Origin of the sequence: Methylococcus mesophilus (assembly GCF_026247885.1) — a bacterium.
GTDB lineage: Bacteria > Pseudomonadota > Gammaproteobacteria > Methylococcales > Methylococcaceae > Methylococcus > Methylococcus mesophilus.
Genome location: NZ_CP110921.1, coordinates 3605575 through 3626450, shown reverse-complemented (window position 1 = coordinate 3626450; position 20876 = coordinate 3605575). Strand labels below are relative to the sequence as shown.

Sequence of the window (20876 nt, the reverse complement as noted above, 5' to 3'; positions counted from 1 at the left end):
CAAGTCCCATTATCGAGCTAGACCATGGCCAGCCTGTTCGACCAGATCAAGAAGTGGATGAGCTACGACGCGGAAACCGAGTTCTACTACAAGCACAACCCCAGCCTGGCTGAACAGGCGGAATACCTGCTGCGGCCGATGAAGAAAATCGACCTCGGGACCGTCATCGACATCGAGAGGAGCGCCTACGAGTTTCCCTGGGAGCCGCCGACCTTCCGCGACTGCCTCAACGTGAACTACGGCTGCTTCGTCGGCGAAAAGGCCGGGCGGATCGTCAGCTACGGCATCGTCTCGGCAGGCGCCGGCGAATCGCACATCCTCAACCTGTGCGTTGCCCCGCACATCCAGGGCAAGGGCTACGGCCGCGTCATGCTCGAACACCTGGTCGAGGAAGCCAGGAGGCGCAACGCCGAAGTCGTCTTCCTCGAGGTGCGCCCCTCCAACCACAACGCCATCAAGCTCTACCGCGCCCTCGACTTCAACGAGGTCGGCACCCGCAAGGGCTACTACCCGGCGCGCAACGGCCGCGAAGACGCGCTGGTCATGGCGCGGATGCTTTAGCCGACAAAGGCAGCATCACGACGACCCTCAGGCCCGGAGCCGCATTCTCCGCGCGGACCGTACCGCCGCACATCTCGACCGCCCGCTTGGCGATGGCCAGCCCCAGCCCGCTTCCGTTCGGCGCCGGCGCGGAAACCGAAGCCTCCGGAATCCGGAAGAACGGCTCGAATATCGACGCCAGATGCTCCTCGGGGACGCCGGGGCCGCGGTCGCGCACTTCGATCACCGCGCGGCTTCCGGCCACGTGCTGCCGCACTTCCACTTCCCCGGCTGCCGGTGCATGACGTATGCCGTTGCGGACGATGTTTTCCAGTGCGCTCGCCAGCACCGGCTCCGCGGCATCGATCCGGCAGGTTTCGCTTTGGGTAAGATGCACCCGCTTGCCGGCGGCGCGCGCCTCGAAATCCGCGTCCTCCACCAACTGCGCGAGCAATCCCGCTAGCTCCAGCGGCCCGGCGCCCGCTCCTGCCGCGCCATCGTTCAGCCGCGACCACCGGAGAATCTGACCGATCAGCCCGTCGAGCCGCGAAATTTCCTGTTCGATCCGCTCATGCTCGCTGTCCGCATTGCCGGCCCCTTTCCGGCGCGCCAGCCCCATGGCAATGGACATCCGCGTCAAAGGCGAGCGCAGCTCGTGGGACACGTCGCGCAGCAGCCGCTGCTGGGCGCTGACCAGACGGTTCAGCCGCTCGGCCATCCGGTTGAAATCCTGCCCCAATTGGCCGATCTCGTCCCGCCGGGAAACCACAGCGGCGGAGACCGCCGTGTCCAGCCGTCCTTCGTTGATACGCCGGACCGCGGCGCGCAGCTCACGGATAGGCGCCACCAGATAAGCGGTCAGGATGAAGCACAGCGCGCCGCTCACCGCCAGCAGCACCAGAAACACCGAAGGCTCGTGTGAAATGAGCCGCCACAGCTTGTGCAGCATGTGGGTCGGCTTGGACTTGACCAGATAGGCCAGGTACTCCGCGCCCTCGCGCTCGAGCCGGTACGGCCCCAGCAAGACCTGCCCGTCCCGGACCGCGATGCGGTATTCCGTGGCGTCGCGGGTTTCCCGAAAGAAATCCCGCAGACTCCCCGGAGGCTCGCGCACGCCTAGCGCCCGGCCGGCCCCGTCGAAAACGTGGAGGGTATTGCGAAAGCCGCGCGACGCATGCCAGGAGGTCAGCGTGTCCAGCGCCTCGAACCGGTCCCCCGGCAACCGCTCCAGCACCCGCCCCGCCGTCTCCAGCTCGCCGAACAGCGCCTGGCGCTCCGGCAGGATATCGGCCGGATCGACCAGCACGGACAGCGCAAACGTCAGCGACATCATGACGCTGACCATGCTCAGCCAGAACCAGAAGAAGATTTTCCAGAACAGCCGGTTATGCCGGAACATCGTTACGGCCCGATGGTGTGCCGATGTAGAAATAGCCGGAGCCGCGCACCGTGCGAATCCGCGGGCTGCCGTCCGGCTTCTCGCCCAGCTTGCGGCGCAGATTGCTCACGTGCATGTCGATGGCGCGGTCGAACGGGGTCAAGCGCCGGTGCAGGACGATCCGCGTCAGCTCATCGCGACCGACCAGCGTGCCCGGAGCCTCCACCAGGGTCTTGAGCAGCAGGAACTCTGCGGCGGTCAGTTCAACCGGCACGCCGCCGCGCCGGACTTCCCGGTTCGCCGGATTGATCGACAAGTCGTCGATTTCCAGGGTTCGCGTTCCCGCTCCCTGGCGCGAGTCCGGATCGGTGCGCCGCAGGATCGCCTTGATCCGCGCGACCAGCTCGCGGTGATTGAACGGCTTGGGCAGGTAATCGTCCGCGCCGATTTCCAAGCCCACGACCCGGTCGAAATCGTCCCCGCGGGCGGTGAGCATCAGCACCGGCAAGGACGATTCCTGCCGGATGCGCTTCAGCACCTCGAAGCCGTTGAGGCGGGGCAGGGTCACGTCCAGCAGAGCCAGCCGGTACCGGCCGCTGAGCGCCGCCGCCAGACCGGCCTCGCCGTCGTGCACGGCTTCCACCGCATAGCCTTCCAGGGCGAGGTACTCGCTGAGCAGCTCGCACAGCGCCGTGTCGTCGTCGATGAGCAGCAATCGGGTCATGGGGCCGGTTCGAATCTTGAAGCTGGCATTATTGAGCAGGGGAAAGGCCGCAGACCCTCATCCTCCGGAGTCAGCCCCTCCCTCTGGGCATGGCCGTTATTAAGCCGTCATACCGGCAGGGATTGCCGGTATCCAGGTCACATGGACGTGAAGGGCTTTCGCCATCCATGGCTTCTGGGTTCCGGCACTCCCTGCCGGAACGACAAGTTCTTCTGAACTTAACGGCATTGTCCCTCTGGGCGACGCAAGGGAAAGCGACGGTTCGCACAACATCGAGGCCTTATGTCATAGGCCCGGTGCTCTGACAGAAATCAGGGAGACGGAGACTTGCCCGGCTCCGTATCCCAACCCCGGTGATGGCGCGCCCGGCGTTCCTCGGCCATCTTATCCAATTTCTCGCCCTGCTCCTTGCTCAAGACCGCCTTGAGGCGGCTGCGCACCTGTTCGTGCAGCGCCCGCTTCTGCTCGTGCAGCGCCTTCCGCTGCGGCTCGAATTCCTCCAGAATCTTGCGCACCTGCTCGGTTTGCTCGGGCGTGAGCTTGAGCTCCTTTTTCATGTGTTCCAGGCGCTCACCGGGATCGCGCTCGGCGAAGGCCGGCTGGGCGGCTAGAGCGATGGCCAGTGCAAGGGTCTTGATCGCGGTTTTCATGACGGACCTCGTAAAGTGAAAAAACGACAAACATGCGTCGGCATGTACGGGGCCAGTCTAGGCCGGAAAAGCTTGGGAAGACCGCGAGCGTGTGTAAAGATTCGGTAAGCGCGGAACCGCGCCCCAGCGCGCAGACGAGCGCGCGGAAATTCGACTTTATCAACGCACTATGGGGAGGAAAACATCATGTCCGGATACCTGCGCAACCTGGGACGGCAAATCGCACCGTTTGCCCTGGCCGTCATCGCCGCGGCCAGCACCTTGTTCGTCATGATCGGCAGCCTGCTGCTGGCGCCGCTCATACTCGCTGGGTTCTGGCTCAACAATTATCTGATGCGGGACGAAGGGGTTGTTTTCGGATAATCATTTTATTCTAATCCGCTGCGTATAACTATCCAACACTACCTAATCCCCTTTGCGATATCGCCATGTCAAAGGGGACGATATTGGGCTATACGTATGGTATATGTTCACTATCTCACATTCGTAACGTCTCTTTATGACACCACGCTTTGGCCGCGATCCTACCCGACTTACGCGGAGTCCAAAACGGACGCCATTATCGCATCCTGAAAAACAACCATTCGGCAATCATTAACTCATCAAAACTTACGACCCCAACTTTTCCGCCATAAAAACATCAAAAAGGGCGCCGCGGCGGGCGCGAAATAATCTCGTTGTATTTATGCCAGATCTCAGGGAATGCATCATGCAGCATGTCTGGATATCGATAACCGCTTGCTGATATCCTAGCTCCAGGCCAACCCCTCCCTGGCTGTTCTGGTAAATTATTAATGGCGAGAGGGCTGTCTATCAACTCAAACGCACTGAACCAAGCTACAATAACGTCGTAACAATAGCCTGCGAACACCTTTTGCAAAACCGTCCTGACAGCTTCGCTCTCCAAACCAATTGAGCGGACCGCCTCCTTGTCTTCTTCAGTCAACCCTGTTTCATTTTTTTCCAAATAGCCTGGGTACACAAATCCAATATTAAGATCAACCAGATCTTTCATGAACCTTCTAGATTGTATCTCGATCTTGCAGTAAGCTTCCAGCATCAGCGTTTTGATAACCGTGTCATCGTCCTTGAAGTTCTTTACTTTGCGCCTGACATAAGGCTCTGCCGATATCAATTGATTGAACTCTTCGTAGGCATCGTGGAACCGGCTACTCAAAAAGTCATGACCGTAATAAGTTTGCGCAGGAGACTCACTCGCGCCCCCAGAAAACTCATCTTCCTCTTCTGGCAAAGGAACTAGAATTTTAGCTCCCAACCACGCGCCACACTCATCTTCAGCTTCCGTCAACTGCGGGTCGGTCGTCCCATCCAAAAGATTGAACATGTCAAACATCAGCGAATAGAAATACTCGACGAATATTTTCTTGAAAACCTTTCGCTTCGTCTCGCCCTCAGCAAATCCCATCGATTTAATTGCTAGAATCTCCTCCTCTGATAGCTGACCCGACAGAACTCTATCGATCTCCTGCTGAGTTAGGTGCTGAAAATCCGCTTCATCCAACGTTGGTCGCCGCGGGTAGACCAATCGGATACCGTCTTCGGGTTCGCACAAGCCGCAAACCAACCCCTTGGAAAGTCCATTGATGATGCTGTGTGCTTCTATCAAAATAACCTTGACGATCCAGTCGTTTTCTAACTCAACACCTTGTACGGGCATTTGAAAATTTTCCTTTCCTTGATTCGATACTGACTATTTTCTCGATTGTATCTGCCGATAACTGAAACGTCGGCATTGCCGCCCGAGGGAGTTTTTCTTCATACTAAGCCACCGCACCAATATCCTCAACATGCACCCGCATATCGGGAGTAATCTCATACACGGAACCCTCCGGAATCTCGCGCCAAGCCTCGTGCGACAGCGGCTCCGAGGCGACGACCACGGCGAAGTACGGATTCCCCGGCGTGTGGTCGATGTGGGGAAAGCCGCAGATTTCGCAGTCGAGCAACCCCTCGCGTTCGACGTAGTAGAGCGTCCGGCCCAGGCGTGTGCCGACGAACCGGTCTCCGTCGGTGAGCAGGACGTTGAGCCCAAGCCCGCGGTGGGAGGGGAACTCCTCGCACCAGGCCATGATCCGCCGGGCGCCGTCGCGCACGATGTCGAGCAGCGGGCGGTCCGACGCCGCCTCGTGCATGCCGAGCAACAAGTGGAAGATGTGCTCGCTGTCGGTGGAACCTCCGATCGCCGCCCGGTGCTCCGCCGTCATCGCTTCGAGCATGGGGTTTCTGATCTCGGAAAACCGGGGGATGGTCCCGTTGTGCGCAAAAGTCCAGCAGCCGTGCGTGAAAGGATGGGTGTTCTGGAGCAGGGGCCGGCCGACGGTGGCGTGGCGCACATGGGCGATGACGGTGGAGGCACGGACGCTCGCCGCGGCACGCCGGAAATGCTCGCTGTGGTAGGCCGCCCAGGCTTGCCGCTCGACGTGCGGGAGGCGGTTCTCGTAGGTCGCCACCCCCCAGCCGTGGCCGTGCCGCAGCCCCTCCCGGTCGCGCCGGCTCTGGACCATCAGGGCGTTCTGGGCATGAACCAAGGCGCATTCGACCTTGGTCGGTTCGGTGGCGCGGAAGCCGTACAGCCTGCACATATGCGGTTTGCCTGCTCCGGAGCGGATACGTAGACTAAGCGCCTGCCTTGAAAAAGAAAATGGAGGATAGTAGGGCGGATAAGCGGCAGCGCATCCGCCAAATTCAGCTTCGCTGCTCTCCGAGTCAGCTCCGCTGCTCTTCGAGTCGGCGTTGCGGTGGATGCGCTACGCTTATCCACCCTACCTGAGCGGAGAATTTTCCTGATTTCAACCGATTAACTTCGCTTGAATAGATTTTTCAAGACAGGTTCCAAATCCTATGGAAAACCGTCCGTCGCCTCCAGAGCATAACTTATTCGACGCGTTCCGCGAGGACCACGCCGTGCTCGGGCGGGGCTTTCACGAGCTTTCGCAGTGCCTACGGGGCAATGATGCCGCCGCCGCGCGCGAGGCCGCGGAGCGGATCGACACGGCGGCCGGCTCGCACATCGCGTTCGAGGAAAAGCACTTCTATCCTGCCTTGGCGCGGATGCTCGGCGCGCCGGAGGTGCGCCGCATGTACCTGGAGCACAGCAAGGGCCTGGCAGCCGTCCAGGCCCTGCTGGCACGCGAACCGGGGGCACCGCTCCCGGAAGATGAGCGCACCCGGCTGATGGAACTGTCCAGCGCGATGGAAGCCCACATCGCGGAATGCGGGGAGATGTTCGCAGCAATGGGGCGGCTTCCCGAGGAGGAGCAGGCCGCGCTGTACCGGCAGTTGACGGTCTGGCGCGAAAAGCGTCCGCGCTGGACCGGCCTGGCCGCGTCCGGCTGAAGCCGAGTCTTTGCCCCGATGGCCGCGTCGACGAAGTGCCCCTGCCCCGCTTCGACGCGGCCGTCCCTGCCGATCGTGGAGTTCCCCGGCGTCGGCCTCGATGCCGCTCACGCCCGAAGGATCGCGGGCATCGCCAAGCGCATGCTCGCCGACGAGCCGATGCTGGCCTCGACCCAGATGTTCGGCGACAAAGTCTCCACCGGCGTCGACGACGCTCCCGCGCTGTTTTTCGAAGACCACGCCGAGATCACCCTGTACGCCCAGCCGGGGGCGGACCTGGGGCTGCAGTACCGCGCCCTGATGCTGGCGGGGGATGAGGACATGGTCCTCATCAGCGGTCCGCGCAGCGAGGACTTCGAGGCGTATTGCCGCCACACGCTGGGACTCGGAAGCGTCACCGTGCTCGGGGTTCCGCCGGCATCGGCCCTCGGCCATGCCACCCTCCCCGAACGCTGCGGCGCCACTCCAGGCGCACTGGAACCCATCATCGAGACGGCGCGAAAGTACCGCCGGCTGAACCTGATCCCTTACATCGGCACCCGGCAGGCATGGCGGTTTGCGGGCTTGATCGCGGAGCGGACGGGAGCGCGGATCCGGGTTGCCGCACCGCCGCCGCATCTCACGCACCGGGTGAACGACAAGCTCTGGTTCGCCCAATGCATCAAGGAATTGCTCGGTCCCGAGGCGCTGCCGCCGAGCTACTGCACGTTCGGGCCGGCCAGTCTTTCCGGACGGCTGGCGGCGCTCGCGCGGCGCTTCGAGCGGATCGTGATCAAAATACCGGATAGCGCCGGCGCCGCCGGCAATCTGGTTTTTCCTTCGGAACTGATCCGGCAACTGCCGGCGGAAGCGCTGAGCCGCCGGGTGCTGCGCCTGCTGGCCAAGCGCGGCTGGAGCGGCGGCTTTCCGCTGCTGGTCGGGGCCTGGGATTGCGAGGTCCTCGCCAGCCCTTCCGTCCAGATATGGATTCCCTCCCGCGACGATTCGCTCCCGGTGGTCGAAGGGGTATTCGACCAGACCCTAGCGGGCGAGAAAGGGACTTTCGTCGGCGCCATGCCGTGCGAACTGCCCGAGCCTTTGCGCATCCGCCTGGCCGGAGAAGCGCTGCAGCTCGCTAGCCTGTTCCAGCGCCTCGGCTACTTCGGGCGCTGCAGCTTCGATGCCGTGGTCGCCGGCGACGGCGCGGCCACCGCCCGGCCGCACTGGATCGAATGCAACGGGCGCTGGGGCGGAACGTCGATCCCGATGACGCTCGCCAACCGCCTGCTCGGCGACTGGAAGCAGCAGGCCTTGCTCATCGTGCAACTGACCGACCTGCGGACTTCGCCCTGCGACCTGCCCACGGCGCTCGATCGCCTGGGGCCGCTCGCATTCCGGGACAGGGGCCGGGAGGGTATTGTCATCCTCACGCCGGGCGGGCTGGAGACGGGGAGCGGCGTGCATTTCATGTCGCTCGCCGGAAGCCGGGACGAGGCGCGCAGGCAAGCCCGCGCCGCCGAATCGCTGCTGCGGGGCGACGCCGCGGACGGGCAAGTGGGTCCGCAGGTCCCATAGGCACCGTCAGCGCGACCGGCTGCCCGGCACAGCGGAGCTCAAGGCGTCAGCGAAAAGTCGATGATCGCATCCAGATAATCGGCAAAATGGCGGAAACTGTGATCGCCGCCCTCGATCACCGTCTGCCTCGCGCCCGCGTATTTTTCGACGGCCTCGCGGTAATCGAGCACTTCGTCGCCGGTTTCCACCAGCAGCCAGAACCGCTCGGGCCGGCCGAGCCTCGTCACTTCGAGCTGCGCCAGTTCGACCAGGTGGCTTTCGGTGAATTCGAAAGGCTCGCCAGTGTAGAGATTCCGCTGCGGCCCCACCGCCGGAGCCAGGCTTTGACAGGCGAAAGCGGCGGGATTGATCAGCACCGCGCGCAGGTCGTGCTTCTCGGCCAGATAGGTGGCGTAGTAGCCGCCCAGCGAACTTCCCACGAGAGCGGGACGCGTCCGGCACTTCGCCAGGACTCCCTCTACGAACTCGATGGCCTGGCGCGGGCCGGCCGGAAGCTGCTCGCACCAGAACCGGTCCGCCAGGGCGCGCTCTGCCATGTGCTGTCCAAGGAGACTCGCCTTCTCCGATCGCGGCGACGAACAAAAACCGTGCAGATAGATGATCATGGGCTCAACGTCCTGGCGCCCCGGAGTTTGGACAGGGCCGGTCCGGGGCTGAATATTGGCCGGGTCCACCGGGAAACCCGGTCACCGCAACAGACGGGCCATGTCTTCCCGTGTGAACATCCGTCCGATCGTCAGCCCCTGGACCACGATGGAGAAGATCACGACCGCGAAGGTCATGTTCAAGATCAGCGGCTTCCAGGGGCTGTCCGGCAAGGATACCGCAAGCGCCAGGGACAATCCGCCGCGCAGGCCGCCCCAGGTCAGCAGTTTGGTCAAGCCGAAGCAGTCAGCGCGGATCACCGCCGCGGCGCTGAGACCGCCGACGATAGCCGCCACGGCCAGAGATCGGGAGAGAAGGACGGCGGCGATGGCGACCAGCCCCGGAATCCCCAGTGTCACACCTTGCAGGGGATTGATCAGGACGACATGGAAACCCACGAACACGAACAGCAGCGCGTTCAGTATCTCGTCCAGACCCGACCAGAAGGTGCGCACCGGAACACGCGCCTCTTCGCTCAGCCGCGGTGCCGTGATGTTGCCGCTGAGCAGACCGGCCACGACCGTGGCGATGGGCCCAGATATTTCCAGATGCTGAGCGGCGGTGTACATGGCCGACACCGCTCCCAGCGACACGAGGAGGCTGGTGCAGGAACTGGTCGAGCGGAGCATCAGGAAATGGATGGCCAGCCAGCCGGCGACGCCCATGGCCGCACCGCCCAGGACTTCCCTCACGAAGATGGCACCGGCCTCCGAAAGGCCTCCTCCTCCGCTGCCGCCCATCGCGGCGCCGGCGAAGATGGTGAACAGGACCACCGCGACGCCGTCGTTCAACAGCGATTCGCCGTCAATCACGGTCTCCAGGTTCCTGGGCAGACCCACCTTGGATAGAATCGCCAGCGCCGCGATCGGATCGGTGGCCGCGATCAGCGCCCCGAACAGCAGGCATTGCGGCAGCGTGACCGCCACACCGAAGGCGGCCAGACCACCGTAGACCAGGCCGCCGGCGACGAAACAACCGATGGCGGTACCGGCGAATGCCAGCCAGAGCACCAGCCAGCGCTGCTCGCGCAGCGCCGGCCAATTGACCCGGACACTGCCGCGGAACAGCAGGAAGCACAGTACGCCCTTCAACAAGGTATCGTTCAGGTTGAACGACTGGGTGAGCTGGTGCAGCATGCCGACCAGCCCGGAGGGGACGAAGAACTCCAGTACCCGCAGTCCGGCGGTGGTCAGGCCAGCCAGCAACAGCAGGCCGATATCGTGCTGGAGGCGCAGAAACCGATCGTTGACGAAACTCAGGATCGCGGCGATGCCGAGCAGACAGGCGACTGCCGTGAAAGTGGCCATGACCTTACTCCCTACCGTTTTGCCGGAAAAACCGGCGGTATATTCTTGTCCCCAATACCTCGCCCATCGGCCGCCGTGAAACCTCCGAAAGACCCGGCGCCGTCATCGCGGATTTTACCCGTATCTCACAGGAGGCCGTATCCGTGCTGAAATTCCTGAGTTCGTTGTTCACTCCACCCGAAAAGGAAGACGAGAGCCCCGACCGGGCCCTGATCGACGCAGCCATCGAACGGGCAGTGGACGGCACAGACCGCCGTCTGCGGGCCCTGGACGACTACCGGCGGCGGCTGCGCGAACCCGTCGAGCGGGCGGTCGATCATGTCATCGCCCTGGTCGACGCCATGCCGGCGCCGACGGAGATCAGCGCGCAGAGTTTCGGCGCCGATCCGCGCATCCGGGCGTTCTTCAGTTCGGTCGACCACCTCCACGGCGTGCTCGGCAAACTCAAGGATGTCCGGCAATACCAGGAGCATTGCGTCGAGGTCGCTGCCGACGAAATCTTCGGACTGCTGGTGATGCAGAAGGAAGAACGCACGGTGCTGGGCATGGAACTGGAGGGCGATGCCGTCCGCAAGGACGTGATCCAGGTGGCGGTCAGCTTCTCCCACCACCGTTACATCGCCCCGGCCTCCTCCGAAAAGGGGACCCGGTGGGAACTGAAGAAGCGCGCCTTCGACTTCCTGATCGAACGGGCCCTGGAACAGCTTGCCCAGGAAACCCGGAAAAGAGTGGAATTGGACCGGCAGCGCTGCCTGCTCCGGCGCAAGCTCGACGCCCTGCGGGCGGGCAACTGGGGCCTCGGCTCCGCCCTGGCCGACAACGGGCACAACGGAGCGGACATCGACGCGGTGGAAGCCGAGATCGAGTCGATCGACGCCGAACTGGGGCAATTCGGGACGAACTCCCTCGGCCTCGAACAAAGCCTCGACTGCATCGCCGGGATTCTGCGCCAGCCGAAGGAGTGGCTCGACGCCCGGCCGGTCGCCCTGCGGCTGGATTACCGCGGGATCAGGCTCGCCGATTCCGGCCCGGCGGCGGCCGGCGAGCTTCAACTGACGGAGTTGTTCTCCGGGACCGGTGCGCGGAGAATCATCCTGCCCGGACGTATCCCCAGCCGGGAAATACCCGACCGGCCCGACGTGGTGAAAGAACTTTCGCGCTACCTGGGCTGAGGCCGGCTTTCACTTTCTTCGCTTGGCAGGAGGGAACATGACCGAAGTCCCCAAAGACACCGGCATCGCGATGGCGCTGTTGGAACGGATGAGAACGCAGCGGCTTCCGAGGGCTTTCGCGCTCAAGGAAAAGGTCGACCGGGGTGAACGGCTCGATGACGGCGACCTGGCGTTTCTCCACGAAGTGTTCGAAACCGCCGAACAAATCAAGCCGATGGTGGACCGCCACCCGGAATACCAGAACATCTATACCAGCGCTCTGGAGCTGTACAAGGAAATCACGGACAAGGCCCTGGAGAACGAAAAGGGTGCGGATACCGCCGGCTGAAACCCGCCCGATTCGCCGGTTCGCGGGCGGCGAACCGCCGCCCCTCGGCGACTCCTCTCAGTAAAGCCCGGGGATCAGCCGCGAAGTTCTGGCGCAATACGCCTCGTATGCGGCGCCGAAATGCTCGCGCAGCAGCCTCTCTTCGGCACGGATGCGCGCCAGCAGCGGCAGAATCATGCAGGCGGTAAGCAGGACGCCGACGCCCGCCCGAAAGGCCAGCGCCCATCCCAGCGAGCTGACGAGCAGGCCCAAATAGCTGGGGTGGCGGATGACGCCATACACGCCCGTCGTCACCAAGGCATGTCCCGGCTGGATGGCGACCAGCCCGCTGAATCGCCGGCCGAGCACGAAAACCGGCCAGAGCCGCAAGCAACCGCCGCCGGTGAAGAGCGCTACACCCAACCAGCGGACGGCATCGCCGTCGAGGGTCCAGAACCCGATCCGATCCGTGTATGCCGGCAGATAGGCGGACAGGAAGCCGATCGGGATCAGGACCGCGATCACCCAGCGGTTGGCGCGGTCCTCCCGCACGCCGGGGCTCAGGTTTCCGCCGCTGAAGACCGCAGCGGCGGACAGCGCGACGAGCACGATGGCCACGGCAATCAAGGGCGGATGGGAGAAGAAGGCCTCCGGCCCGCCCCGGCCCAGGACCGCGAGGCCGAGATAGGCGGCCACCGACGGCAGGGTTACGAACGCGAGTTTCGGTACGGACATGGCAGCCTCATGGTCTCAATCCAAAATCGCCGCCTTCACATCAAGACACGGCGCTGCCCGGATGATACGCCTTGAGCAGCGCTCGGATGAAGCCGCTAATACCCCCACCACTCCTCGGACGCATCGCCCAAGCCGCACTGCCGGGTTTCCGGCCGGCCCGGCATCCCGTGCGGGAAGCCGGGCAGGGGGATGCCTTCGAAGGCGCGGATTCCGGAAGCATCCGTCCAATTTTCCGGCGTCTTGGCGGCCGACTTCAGAACGCCGTACCGAATCAGCTTGGCGCGGATCACGTGGCGGCTCAGACCGAGCAGGCGCGCCGTCTGCAACTGGTTGCCACCGGCAAGGCGGTGGGCGGCTTTCACGACGGCGGCCTCGATCCGGGCATGGACATCGGGCAGGTTGCTTTCCAGAAGCCGCTCCAATATCTCGGCCAGCGCCTCGAAATCGTCGCCCCTGGAAGCCGCGCCCGGCGTCGGCAGGGGCGAGAGGTTGAGGTCCGATGGGGCTATCGTCTGGTTGCGCGCCACCAGCAGGGCGTGGTGGATGACGTTTTCCAACTCGCGTATGTTGCCCGGCCAGGAATGGCGGAGCAGCGCTTCCGCCGCCGTCGGCGAAATGCGGGTCTCGGGATTGCCCAGCCGCTTGCTGTAGAACGCCAGGAAATGCTCGGCCAGCGGCAGGATGTCGCCGGGGCGCTGGCGCAGGGGCAGCAGCCGCAGCGGCGCGACGTTCAGACGGTAGTAGAGGTCCTCGCGGAAACGCCCGGCCAGGATGGCTTCTTCCAGCTTGACGTTGGTCGCCGCGATCAGACGGACGTCGATCGGGATGGGCCGGTGCGACCCCACCCGGACCACCTCCTTTTGCTGCAATACCCGCAGCAGCTTGACCTGCATCGGCATGGACAAATCGCCGATCTCGTCGAGGAACAGGGTGCCGCCGCTCGCGGCTTCGAACCAGCCCTGCTTGGTGGAGGAGGCGCCGGTGAACGCGCCTTTCTCGTGGCCGAACAGCTCGCTTTCGATCAGGTTTTCCGACAGGGCGCCGCAGTTGACCGCGAAAAAAGGCCGGTGTTTCCTGACGCTCAGCTCGTGGATGTGGCGGGCGACCAGTTCCTTGCCGGTGCCGGTTTCGCCGATGACCAGCACGGTCATGTCGGTCGGCGCGACCAAGTCGATCCGGGCCAGCAGTTCGCGGGATTGCGGGTCTTCGAACACCAGCGCCGAGGCCCGGATGGAGAGCGCCAGTTCGTTGGGATTGGGATGGGAAAGTAAGGGCATGATCGGGGCTTGCTCCAAGGTTACAGGGCACCATAAAGCAAGCCGCCTAATGCCTTCAAATATTAAAAACTTATTTTTATATTTCCATTTATGTAGACCCCTCCCGATAGCCCGGGTGCCAGCCGAGCAGCCGCCGTTCCAGGACGCGAGCAGTCCAGTCCGCGGCCTTGCCGAGCAGCGCGTAGAGCAGGATCGACAGGATCACCACGTCGGTCTGCATGAACTCGCGGGCGTTCATCGCCAGATAGCCGATGCCGGCGTTGGCCGCGATGGTCTCCGCCACGATCAAGGTCATCCACATGATGCCCAGCGCATAGCGTAGGCCGACCAGAATGGCCGGCAGGGCGCTCGGGAACAGGATACGGCGGAACGTGTCGACCCCCCCTAAGCCGTAGACCCGTCCGATCTCGAGCAGCCGGGGATCGACGCTACGCAGACCCAGCAGGGTGTTGACATAGACCGGAAAGAACACCCCCAGCACCACCAGCAGGACCTTGGTTTCCTCGCCGATGCCGAACCACAGAATCAAGAGCGGCACCAGGGCCAGATGAGGGATGTTGCGCAGCATCTGCACCGAAGTGTCCAGCAGCCGCTCGGCCCGGCGGCTCCAGCCGGTGGCGAGTCCCAGCAGGAAGCCGAGGCTGCCGCCGATGGCGAAGCCGGTGAAGGCGCGGGCCGAGCTGGCGGCGACGTGCTGGAACAGCTCGCCGGAGCGGACGAGGGAAACCGCCGCCAGCACCACTTCCTCCGGCGAGGGGAAAAGCTTGCCGTCCAGCCGCCCCGAACGCGAGGCGATCTCCCAAGCGGCCAGCAGCGCCAGGGGCAACAGCCAGGGCTCGAGGTTTGCGGCGATCCGGCGCAGGCCGGCTACGGTCAATGCGCCTCCACCGCCAGCGTGCCCGTGTCGCCGACCGGACTCAGGTGGAAAACCGGGCGGGCCTGGACTCTCGTCTCCACCTTTTCCACCGGCAGCAGGGGGAACAGCAGTTCCGCGACCCGGTAGGCTTCCTCCAGATGCGGGTAGCCGGACAACACGAAGGTCTCGACACCTAGCTCGGCATATTCCTGCAAGCGCTCGGCGACCGTGGCGGGATCGCCGACCAGGGCGGTGCCGGCTCCGCCGCGCACCAGGCCCACCCCGGCCCAGAGATTGGGGCTGACTTCCAGATGCTGGCGCGAGCCGCCGTGCAGCTGCGCCATGCGCCGCTGCCCTTCGGAATCGGAACGGGCGAAGGCGCGCTGGGCGGCGGCGATGGTCGCATCGTCGAGATGGCGGATCAGCGTATCGGCGGCCTGCCAGGCCTCGGCTTCGGTTTCCCGCACGATGACGTGTACCCGCAGGCCGAAGCGGACCGTGCGCCCCAGCGCGGCGGCGCGTTCCCGCACGTCGGCGATCTTGCGGGCGACATCCGCCGGCGGCTCGCCCCAGCTCAGGTACAGGTCGACGTGCTCGGCGGCGAGGCCGTGCGCGGCCGGGGACGAGCCGCCGAAATACAGCGGCGGGTGCGGGGTCTGCGCGGGCGGGAAGGCGAGCTTCGCGTTTTCGACCCTGAGATACTTGCCCGTGTAGGTGACTGTCTCTCCCGCCATGAGGCCCTTCCACACGGTCAGGAATTCCCCGGCCAAGTCGTAACGCTCGTCATGGGACAGGAACAGCCCGTCGCCGGCCAGTTCCACCGGATCGCCGCCGGCTACCACATTGACCAGCAAACGCCCGTTCGACAGCCGGTCCAGGCTGGCCGCCATGCGCGCGGCGACGGTGGGCGCAGTCAGGCCGGGCCGGAGCGCGACCAGGAAGCGCAACCGCTCGGTGACCGGAATCAGAGAGGAGGCCACAATCCACGGGTCTTCGCAGGTGAGGCCGGTGGGAATCAGCACGCCGCCGTAGCCCAGGGTATCCGCCGCCTGGGCGACTTGGCGCAGATAGGGGTAGTCGACTTCGCGCGCGCCCTGCGCCGTGCCGAGGTAGCGGCCGTCGCCGTGGGTGGGTAGGAACCAGAAAACGTTCATGGCTGAATCTCCGTTGCCGATAATGCGAGCGATACCTGGACGGGCTTGGGCAGGAGTCCCAGCGCGTGCAGCGTATCGGCGATGTTCTGTTGCGCGCTTGCGAGTTCGGCGTCGACCGGATGCAGGCCGTAGGCCCGGCGCTCGAGAGCTTTCTTCAGGACCGGGACGCCGATGCCGAGCTGGCGGTCCAGCAGTTCCGCCGCTTCCGCGGTATGGGTTCTCGCCCATTCGTCGGTCCGGGCGATTTCCTCCAGCACGGTTTTCGCCAGTTCCGGATGCTGGCGGATGAAATCCTTGCGCGAGGTGTAGATTTCGTGGTTCTGCACCAGCTTTTGCCCGTCGGCGAGTATCCGCGCGCCGGCCGTCTCCTGAGCCACGGCCAGATGGAAGTCCCAGATCGCCCAGGCGTCCACCGCACCGTTGGCGAAGGCGGCGCGGGCGTCGGCGGGGGCGAGGTAGACCGGCTGGATGTCCTTCCAGCCCAGGCCGGCGGAAGCCAGCGCCCGGATCAGCAGGTAGTGCGCGTTGGAACCCCGCGCGACCGCGACCTTGCGGCCCTTGAGGCCGGCAATACCGGCGATGCCGGCATCCTTGGCGACCAGGATGGCTTCGCCTTCGGGCGAGGCCGATTCGTAGCCCAGATAGACCAGGTCCGAGCCTTTGGCGGCCAGGGCGAACACCGGCGGCGTCTCCCCCGAGGCGGCGAAGTCCAGGTGGGCAGCATTCAGGGCTTCCAGCATGGGCGGACCGAAGGCGAACTCGGCCCAATCGACCGTCACGCCGGCTGCTTTGAGCTTGCGGTCCAGTTCGCCACGGGCCTTCACCAGAATCAGCGTGCCGTATTTCTGGTAGCCGATCCGGATCGAGGCCGGCGCGGCGTTCCCGGTCTCGCCGCTCTTGGCGGGCAAGCTGTAAGCGGCATAGAGGACGAACGCCAGGGCGAACAGGCTGGCGAGGCTGGCATGGGCTTTATTCATGGTTTTATCCCCTGGCCGACGGATGAGTCCGGGGCGTAGGATGTGCCGACGTGAGGAGGCGCATCGTTCGCGGCCGATGGGCTTCGTACCTCAGCCCATCCTACGAAATCCAATTTCTTCATGGTCTTATCCCCCGACCGACGGATGAATCCACTCGTCGCCGGCCCCGGCCAGGGCGTCGAGGTTGAGGAGATGGCCGAGCTTCTGCGACTTGGTGCGCAGGTAGACGAGGTTCTCCGGATGCGGCGCCGGCTCCAGCGGCACCCGCTCGACGATCTTCAGACGGTAGCCGGCCAGCTCGGTGAACTTCGCCGGGTTGTTGCTCATCAGCCGCAGGGTGGTCACGCCCAGGTCGGTGAGAATCTGCGCCCCCACGTCGTAGCTGCGGGCGTCCACCGGCAGGCCTAAGTCCAGATTGGCCTCCACCGTGTCCCGGCCGCGGTCCTGCAGCTGGTAGGCCTTCAGCTTGTGGGCCAGCCCGATGCCCCGGCCCTCATGGCCGCGCAGATACACCAGGACCCCGTTGCCCGCCTGCTCGATCGCCTCCAGCGCCATCTTCAGCTGGTTGCCGCAGTCGCAGCGCAACGAACCCAGGATGTCCCCGGTCAGGCATTCCGAATGCACCCGCACCAGCACGTTCTCCCGCCCGTACACCCAGCCCTTGACCAGGGCCAGGTGTTCGGAGCCGTCCACCACCGAGCGGTAGACATGGGCCGTGAAGGTTCCGTACGGCGTCGGCAATCTCGCCTCCGCCACGTGCTCCACCAGCCGCTCGGTGCGGCGCCGGTAGGCGATCAGATCGGCGATGCGGATCACCGGCAGCCAGTGGCGGCGGGCGAAGGCCACCAGCTCCGGCCCCCGCACCATGCGGCCGTCGTCGTTCACGATCTCGCACAAGGCCCCCGCCGGCGCCAGCCCCGCCAAGCGGGCCAGGTCCACCGCCGCCTCGGTATGGCCCGGCCGCTCCAGCACCCCGTTCGGCCGGGCCTTGAGCGGGAACACATGGCCCGGCCGGGCGAACGCCGCCGGTCCCGCCTCGGGATCGGCCAGGGCCCGGATGGTCGCGCTGCGGTCGGCGGCCGAGATCCCGGTGCTGGTGCCCTGGGCCAGGTCCACCGACACCGTGAAAGCCGTGCGGAACGGATCGGAGTTGTTCCCCACCATCGGCGGCAGCTGCAGGGCCTCCACCCGCTCCGGCGCCAGCCCCACGCAGACCAGGCCGCTGGTATGGCGGACCAGGAAGGCCATGCGCTCGGGCGTCATCTTCTCCGCCGCCAGGATCAGATCGCCCTCGTTCTCGCGCGAGGCATCGTCCGCCACCACCACGAAACCGCCGTTGCGGATCGCGGTCAGGGCCGTTTCTATCGTGTCGTAGGTCATGGGGATACTCCCGTATCAGGAATAGAAGCTCGGGGTCGGCGGCGTGCCGTTGAGGGTCCATTCCCCCAGATCGCGCAGTTTGTAGTCCGCCGGGTCGTGCAAAGTGTGGGTGCGGAGGTTGCGCCAGTGGCGGTCGAAGCCGGCTTTCGCAACGGTCGCCCGCGCGCCGGTGACTTCGAACAGCCGGTGGGTGACATCGAGCGCCGCCCGCGAGGTATGGACCTTGGCGACGGCCGCTGCCAGCGCGGCATGGGCACGCTCTTCCGGTGTCAGCGCGTTTTCCTTGGCCCAGGCCGCGTCCAGCAGCAGTGCCGCATGATCCGTGGCCAGGGCGGCGGTCTGGAGTTCGACTGTGAACTCGCCGTACTTCTGCAGCACGTAGGGGTCTTTCCGGGGGCTGTCCACGCCGGACAGGAACCAGGCGCGGGACTGGCCCAGGGTATAGGCGCGGGCTTCCGCCAGCGCGCCTTCGCCGATGCCGAGATAGATGTTGGTCAGCACCAGTTGCGCGATCACCGAGCGCAGGGTGGCGTAGACGTTGCCGAGCGGGCCGGGGTTGCGCAGGATCTCGTGCTCATGGACCCGGACCTCGTGGAATTCGACGCTGCCGCTGTCGGTCTGGCGCTGGCCCATGTTGTCCCAGTCGGCGTTGATGCGGATGCCGGCCCGGTCGCCCGGAATCGCCGCGATCAGCAGCTGCCCCGAATCTTCCGCCAGTGCCGACACGATCAGATGATCGGCGTCCATGGCGCCGGAGCAGAAACTCTTCATCCCCCGCAGAATCCAGCCGCCGGCGCCGTCGGCGGCGATGCGGGCGCGGGTATCCAGGGGATTCAGCGCATTGCCCCAGAACCAGCGGCCCCGCACCGTCTCGGCGTAATAGTGTTCCCACTGGTCGCCGAACAAGCGGAGCGTGGCCAGCAGCAAATGCTGGAAACCGAACAGATGGCCCAGGGCGCTGTCGGCCCGCGACACGAGGCGGACGATGCGCAGGGTGTCGTGCCAGTTCAGCCCGTGGCCGCCGTAGGCGCGTGGAACGATGAGGTTGAGCAGGCCGCTTTCCCGCAGCCGGTCGCGCTGGGCCTTGGCCGTGCCGCCGGCCTTGTCGCGTTCGACGGCAGTGCCGGCGAACTCCGCCGCCAGCGCCTCCGCCGTGTCGAACAGCCGCCGCACCGTTTCCCTGTCCTGCATGGGCGCCCCCACCTCAGGCCGCGGCCTTGCCGGCGCTTCCGGCTTCCAGCGCGCGCACCCGAGGTAGGACTTTTTGGCCGAAATATTCGATCTCCTCGTGGTAATGGAGGAAACCGCTCAGCACCAGGTCGACGCCGACGGCCTTGAGTTCCAGGATGCGTGCGGCGATCTGTTCCGGAGTGCCGATGAGGTTGGTCTTGAAGCCGTCGTTGTACTGCACCAGGTCGTCCAGGCTGGACTTGGCCCAGTTGCCCTCGCCTTCGGGGGAGGCCTTGCCGGCCTCGCGTACCTCGTGGCCGAAGGCCCGGACCGCCTCCGGGTCGGCCTTGTCGATGATCTCGGCCAGCACCGCCTTGGCTTCGGCCTCCGTGTCGCGGGCGATCACGAAGGCGTTGACGCCGATCTTCACCGTGCGTCCCTCTTGGGCCGCCTTGGCCCGGATGTCGTCGACCTGCGCCTTGATGCCTTCGACGGTATTGCCGTTGGTGAAGTACCAGTCCGACACCCGCGCCGCCATGTCCCGCGCCGCCCGCGAACTGCCGCCCTGGAAGATTTCCGGGTGCGGCTGGTGCAGGGGTTTGGGCTTCAGCGAATAGTCGTGGAAGCGGTAGAAATCGCCGAGGAAGGTGAACCGGTCCTGGGTCCAGATGCCCTTGAGCGCCCGGATGAACTCCTCCGAGCGCCGGTAGCGTTCGTCGTGTTCCAGCCAGGGCTCGCCGATGGCGGTGAATTCGGTCCTGAACCAGCCGCTGACGACGTTGACGGCGATGCGGCCGCCGGTCAGGTGGTCGATGGTGGCGACCTGCTTGGCGAGCAGTGCGGGGTGCCAGGTGCCAGGCAGGACGGCGGCGATCACCCGCAGGCGTTCGGTCGCGGCCAGCAACGCGTGGGTGAAGGACACCGACTCGTGCTGGTACTCGGCGCCGTAGCCGGCGGTGAAGCGGATCTGGCTGAGGGCGTATTCGAAGCCGTTGCGCTCGGCCAGTTGCGCCAGCTTGCGGTTGTAATCGATGTCCCAGCTCGTGCGCTGCTCGATCTTGCTGATGACCAGGCCACCGCTGACGTTGGGGACCCAGTAGGCGAATTTGACGGGTTGAACGGAATGGCTCATATCGGTTGTCCTCATGCGGAGTTGCTGATGGAAACATTCAATGGCGCGCCATTGAGCGTGACCGCGCCCTCCACCTCGACCGGCCGGGTCAGGGTGTCGAGCACCGGGCAGTGCCCTTCCACGACCGCCACCAGCTTCCGGATCGTTTCGGGGTCTGCGGAGCTCTCGATGACGGTTTCGAAAACGATCTTCTGGTAGCCCGCCGGCACCGAATCGCTCAGGCCGAAAAGCCCTTGCAGATCGAGGTAGCCCTTCGCCGAGACTTCCACGGCGTCCAGCGGGATGCCCAGGACCGCGGCGTAGGCGGCATAGACGATCTCCTGGCAGGTGCCGAGCGCCGCCAGCAGCAGTTCGACGGGGTTGGCGGCGGTGTCGCCGCCACCCAGTTCGGCCGGCTCATCGACGATCAGCGGCGGAAAATCGCGTACTTCGGCGGAGCAGCGCACCCCGTCGAGCCATCGCGTCTTCGCCCTGAACACCAGGCGCGCACTGGCCGGATTTTTTTGCAAGCCGGCGATGGCGTTTCCCAATGCCGCTTTCAGGGTTTCCTGTGACATTTCG

At 64.9% G+C, this 20876-nt stretch carries 22 protein-coding genes; 6 read left to right on the top strand and 16 right to left on the bottom strand.

Translation table 11 applies throughout. The features are described 5' to 3' along the window. Positions 1 to 24: 24 nt before the first annotated feature. Positions 25 to 561, top strand: coding sequence for a ribosomal protein S18-alanine N-acetyltransferase (gene rimI / locus OOT43_RS17265; protein WP_266021907.1), 537 nt, complete (start codon positions 25 to 27; stop codon positions 559 to 561). On the opposite strand, the gene OOT43_RS17260 is transcribed toward rimI, so the two are convergent. The 3 genes from OOT43_RS17260 to OOT43_RS17250 form a co-directional block, all read right to left on the bottom strand. Then, a complete protein-coding gene (locus OOT43_RS17260; RefSeq protein WP_266021905.1) occupies positions 542 to 1939 on the bottom strand; it encodes an ATP-binding protein in 1398 nt (465 codons plus the stop codon). The genes rimI and OOT43_RS17260 overlap by 20 nt on opposite strands. Then, the gene (locus tag OOT43_RS17255; RefSeq protein ID WP_266021903.1) at positions 1926 to 2642 is read right to left on the bottom strand and encodes a response regulator; all 717 of its coding nucleotides are present in this window, start codon (positions 2640 to 2642) and stop codon (positions 1926 to 1928) included. The genes OOT43_RS17260 and OOT43_RS17255 overlap by 14 nt, the downstream gene beginning before the upstream one ends. Before the next feature lie 311 nt (positions 2643 to 2953). After that, positions 2954 to 3292, bottom strand: coding sequence for a Spy/CpxP family protein refolding chaperone (locus OOT43_RS17250; RefSeq protein WP_266021902.1), 339 nt, complete (start codon positions 3290 to 3292; stop codon positions 2954 to 2956). A gap of 186 nt (positions 3293 to 3478) precedes the next feature. Between OOT43_RS17250 and OOT43_RS17245 the strand changes: the two genes are divergently transcribed. Next, the gene (locus tag OOT43_RS17245; protein ID WP_266021901.1) at positions 3479 to 3655 is read left to right on the top strand and encodes a hypothetical protein; all 177 of its coding nucleotides are present in this window, start codon (positions 3479 to 3481) and stop codon (positions 3653 to 3655) included. 277 nt (positions 3656 to 3932) lie between these two features. Here the strand turns inward: OOT43_RS17245 and OOT43_RS17240 are convergent, their stop codons facing one another. Next, on the bottom strand, positions 3933 to 4970 hold the full coding sequence (locus OOT43_RS17240; RefSeq protein ID WP_266021900.1) for a hypothetical protein: 1038 nt from the start codon (positions 4968 to 4970) through the stop codon (positions 3933 to 3935). A 103-nt stretch (positions 4971 to 5073) separates the two neighbouring features. Continuing rightward, positions 5074 to 5895 (bottom strand): class II glutamine amidotransferase, encoded by an 822-nt coding sequence (locus tag OOT43_RS17235; protein WP_266021899.1) that lies wholly within the window; start codon positions 5893 to 5895, stop codon positions 5074 to 5076. 259 nt (positions 5896 to 6154) lie between these two features. On the opposite strand from OOT43_RS17235, the gene OOT43_RS17230 reads away from it, so the two are divergent. Next, positions 6155 to 6649, top strand: a complete 495-nt coding sequence (locus tag OOT43_RS17230) for a hemerythrin domain-containing protein (protein WP_266021898.1) — start codon at positions 6155 to 6157, stop codon at positions 6647 to 6649. 18 nt (positions 6650 to 6667) lie between these two features. After that, a complete protein-coding gene (locus OOT43_RS17225; protein WP_266021897.1) occupies positions 6668 to 8203 on the top strand; it encodes a preATP grasp domain-containing protein in 1536 nt (511 codons plus the stop codon). Between the two features lie 38 nt (positions 8204 to 8241). On the opposite strand, the gene OOT43_RS17220 is transcribed toward OOT43_RS17225, so the two are convergent. Continuing rightward, entirely contained in the window at positions 8242 to 8808 is a 567-nt protein-coding gene (locus OOT43_RS17220; RefSeq protein ID WP_266021896.1) for a YqiA/YcfP family alpha/beta fold hydrolase, read from the bottom strand. Between the two features lie 81 nt (positions 8809 to 8889). Further along, positions 8890 to 10155 (bottom strand): cation:proton antiporter, encoded by a 1266-nt coding sequence (locus OOT43_RS17215; RefSeq protein WP_266021895.1) that lies wholly within the window; start codon positions 10153 to 10155, stop codon positions 8890 to 8892. A 143-nt stretch (positions 10156 to 10298) separates the two neighbouring features. On the opposite strand from OOT43_RS17215, the gene OOT43_RS17210 reads away from it, so the two are divergent. Both OOT43_RS17210 and OOT43_RS17205 read left to right on the top strand, forming a co-directional pair. After that, the gene (locus OOT43_RS17210) at positions 10299 to 11327 is read left to right on the top strand and encodes a hypothetical protein (protein ID WP_266021894.1); all 1029 of its coding nucleotides are present in this window, start codon (positions 10299 to 10301) and stop codon (positions 11325 to 11327) included. Between the two features lie 37 nt (positions 11328 to 11364). Then, positions 11365 to 11655 (top strand): hypothetical protein, encoded by a 291-nt coding sequence (locus OOT43_RS17205; RefSeq protein WP_266021893.1) that lies wholly within the window; start codon positions 11365 to 11367, stop codon positions 11653 to 11655. Between the two features lie 57 nt (positions 11656 to 11712). Here the strand turns inward: OOT43_RS17205 and OOT43_RS17200 are convergent, their stop codons facing one another. From OOT43_RS17200 to OOT43_RS17160, 9 genes are all read right to left on the bottom strand, one after another. Continuing rightward, positions 11713 to 12369, bottom strand: coding sequence for a methyltransferase family protein (locus OOT43_RS17200; RefSeq protein WP_266021891.1), 657 nt, complete (start codon positions 12367 to 12369; stop codon positions 11713 to 11715). A gap of 95 nt (positions 12370 to 12464) precedes the next feature. Further along, positions 12465 to 13646, bottom strand: coding sequence for a sigma-54 interaction domain-containing protein (locus tag OOT43_RS17195; protein ID WP_266021890.1), 1182 nt, complete (start codon positions 13644 to 13646; stop codon positions 12465 to 12467). Positions 13647 to 13734: 88 nt separating this feature from the next. Continuing rightward, complete coding sequence (locus OOT43_RS17190) at positions 13735 to 14523, bottom strand: ABC transporter permease subunit (protein ID WP_266021889.1); 789 nt, start codon at positions 14521 to 14523, stop codon at positions 13735 to 13737. Beyond that, a complete protein-coding gene (ssuD, locus tag OOT43_RS17185; protein WP_266021887.1) occupies positions 14520 to 15656 on the bottom strand; it encodes an FMNH2-dependent alkanesulfonate monooxygenase in 1137 nt (378 codons plus the stop codon). The genes OOT43_RS17190 and ssuD overlap by 4 nt, the downstream gene beginning before the upstream one ends. Continuing rightward, positions 15653 to 16633: an aliphatic sulfonate ABC transporter substrate-binding protein gene (locus OOT43_RS17180; protein WP_266021886.1), complete on the bottom strand. Its 981-nt coding sequence runs from the start codon at positions 16631 to 16633 to the stop codon at positions 15653 to 15655. Before OOT43_RS17180 ends, ssuD begins: the two co-directional genes overlap by 4 nt. Positions 16634 to 16759: 126 nt before the next feature. Further along, positions 16760 to 18013: a bifunctional 3,4-dihydroxy-2-butanone-4-phosphate synthase/GTP cyclohydrolase II gene (locus OOT43_RS17175; RefSeq protein WP_266021885.1), complete on the bottom strand. Its 1254-nt coding sequence runs from the start codon at positions 18011 to 18013 to the stop codon at positions 16760 to 16762. Positions 18014 to 18028: 15 nt separating this feature from the next. Then, positions 18029 to 19204 carry an acyl-CoA dehydrogenase family protein gene (locus tag OOT43_RS17170; RefSeq protein ID WP_266021884.1) on the bottom strand — a complete coding sequence of 392 codons (1176 nt, stop codon included), beginning with the start codon at positions 19202 to 19204 and terminating at the stop codon, positions 18029 to 18031. Positions 19205 to 19217: 13 nt separating this feature from the next. Beyond that, positions 19218 to 20315, bottom strand: a complete 1098-nt coding sequence (sfnG, locus tag OOT43_RS17165) for a dimethylsulfone monooxygenase SfnG (protein WP_266021883.1) — start codon at positions 20313 to 20315, stop codon at positions 19218 to 19220. Positions 20316 to 20326: 11 nt separating this feature from the next. Next, the gene (locus OOT43_RS17160) at positions 20327 to 20872 is read right to left on the bottom strand and encodes an OsmC family protein (protein WP_266021882.1); all 546 of its coding nucleotides are present in this window, start codon (positions 20870 to 20872) and stop codon (positions 20327 to 20329) included. Positions 20873 to 20876: the final 4 nt, after the last annotated feature.

Bases quoted from the DNA above. Each gene is read 5' to 3' on its own strand.
- OOT43_RS17230 (WP_266021898.1), top strand. From the start codon at position 6,155: ATGGAAAACCGTCCGTCGCCTCCAGAGCATAACTTATTCGACGCGTTC.
- OOT43_RS17175 (WP_266021885.1), bottom strand. From the start codon at position 18,013: ATGACCTACGACACGATAGAAACGGCCCTGACCGCGATCCGCAACGGC.
- OOT43_RS17255 (WP_266021903.1), bottom strand. From the start codon at position 2,642: ATGACCCGATTGCTGCTCATCGACGACGACACGGCGCTGTGCGAGCTG.
- OOT43_RS17195 (WP_266021890.1), bottom strand. From the start codon at position 13,646: ATGCCCTTACTTTCCCATCCCAATCCCAACGAACTGGCGCTCTCCATC.
- OOT43_RS17200 (WP_266021891.1), bottom strand. From the start codon at position 12,369: ATGTCCGTACCGAAACTCGCGTTCGTAACCCTGCCGTCGGTGGCCGCC.
- OOT43_RS17220 (WP_266021896.1), bottom strand. From the start codon at position 8,808: ATGATCATCTATCTGCACGGTTTTTGTTCGTCGCCGCGATCGGAGAAG.
- OOT43_RS17170 (WP_266021884.1), bottom strand. From the start codon at position 19,204: ATGCAGGACAGGGAAACGGTGCGGCGGCTGTTCGACACGGCGGAGGCG.
- OOT43_RS17205 (WP_266021893.1), top strand. From the start codon at position 11,365: ATGACCGAAGTCCCCAAAGACACCGGCATCGCGATGGCGCTGTTGGAA.
- OOT43_RS17245 (WP_266021901.1), top strand. From the start codon at position 3,479: ATGTCCGGATACCTGCGCAACCTGGGACGGCAAATCGCACCGTTTGCC.
- OOT43_RS17260 (WP_266021905.1), bottom strand. From the start codon at position 1,939: ATGTTCCGGCATAACCGGCTGTTCTGGAAAATCTTCTTCTGGTTCTGG.
- OOT43_RS17180 (WP_266021886.1), bottom strand. From the start codon at position 16,633: ATGAATAAAGCCCATGCCAGCCTCGCCAGCCTGTTCGCCCTGGCGTTC.
- OOT43_RS17240 (WP_266021900.1), bottom strand. From the start codon at position 4,970: ATGCCCGTACAAGGTGTTGAGTTAGAAAACGACTGGATCGTCAAGGTT.
- sfnG (WP_266021883.1), bottom strand. From the start codon at position 20,315: ATGAGCCATTCCGTTCAACCCGTCAAATTCGCCTACTGGGTCCCCAAC.
- OOT43_RS17215 (WP_266021895.1), bottom strand. From the start codon at position 10,155: ATGGCCACTTTCACGGCAGTCGCCTGTCTGCTCGGCATCGCCGCGATC.
- OOT43_RS17250 (WP_266021902.1), bottom strand. From the start codon at position 3,292: ATGAAAACCGCGATCAAGACCCTTGCACTGGCCATCGCTCTAGCCGCC.
- ssuD (WP_266021887.1), bottom strand. From the start codon at position 15,656: ATGAACGTTTTCTGGTTCCTACCCACCCACGGCGACGGCCGCTACCTC.
- OOT43_RS17160 (WP_266021882.1), bottom strand. From the start codon at position 20,872: ATGTCACAGGAAACCCTGAAAGCGGCATTGGGAAACGCCATCGCCGGC.
- OOT43_RS17225 (WP_266021897.1), top strand. From the start codon at position 6,668: ATGGCCGCGTCGACGAAGTGCCCCTGCCCCGCTTCGACGCGGCCGTCC.
- OOT43_RS17235 (WP_266021899.1), bottom strand. From the start codon at position 5,895: ATGTGCAGGCTGTACGGCTTCCGCGCCACCGAACCGACCAAGGTCGAA.
- rimI (WP_266021907.1), top strand. From the start codon at position 25: ATGGCCAGCCTGTTCGACCAGATCAAGAAGTGGATGAGCTACGACGCG.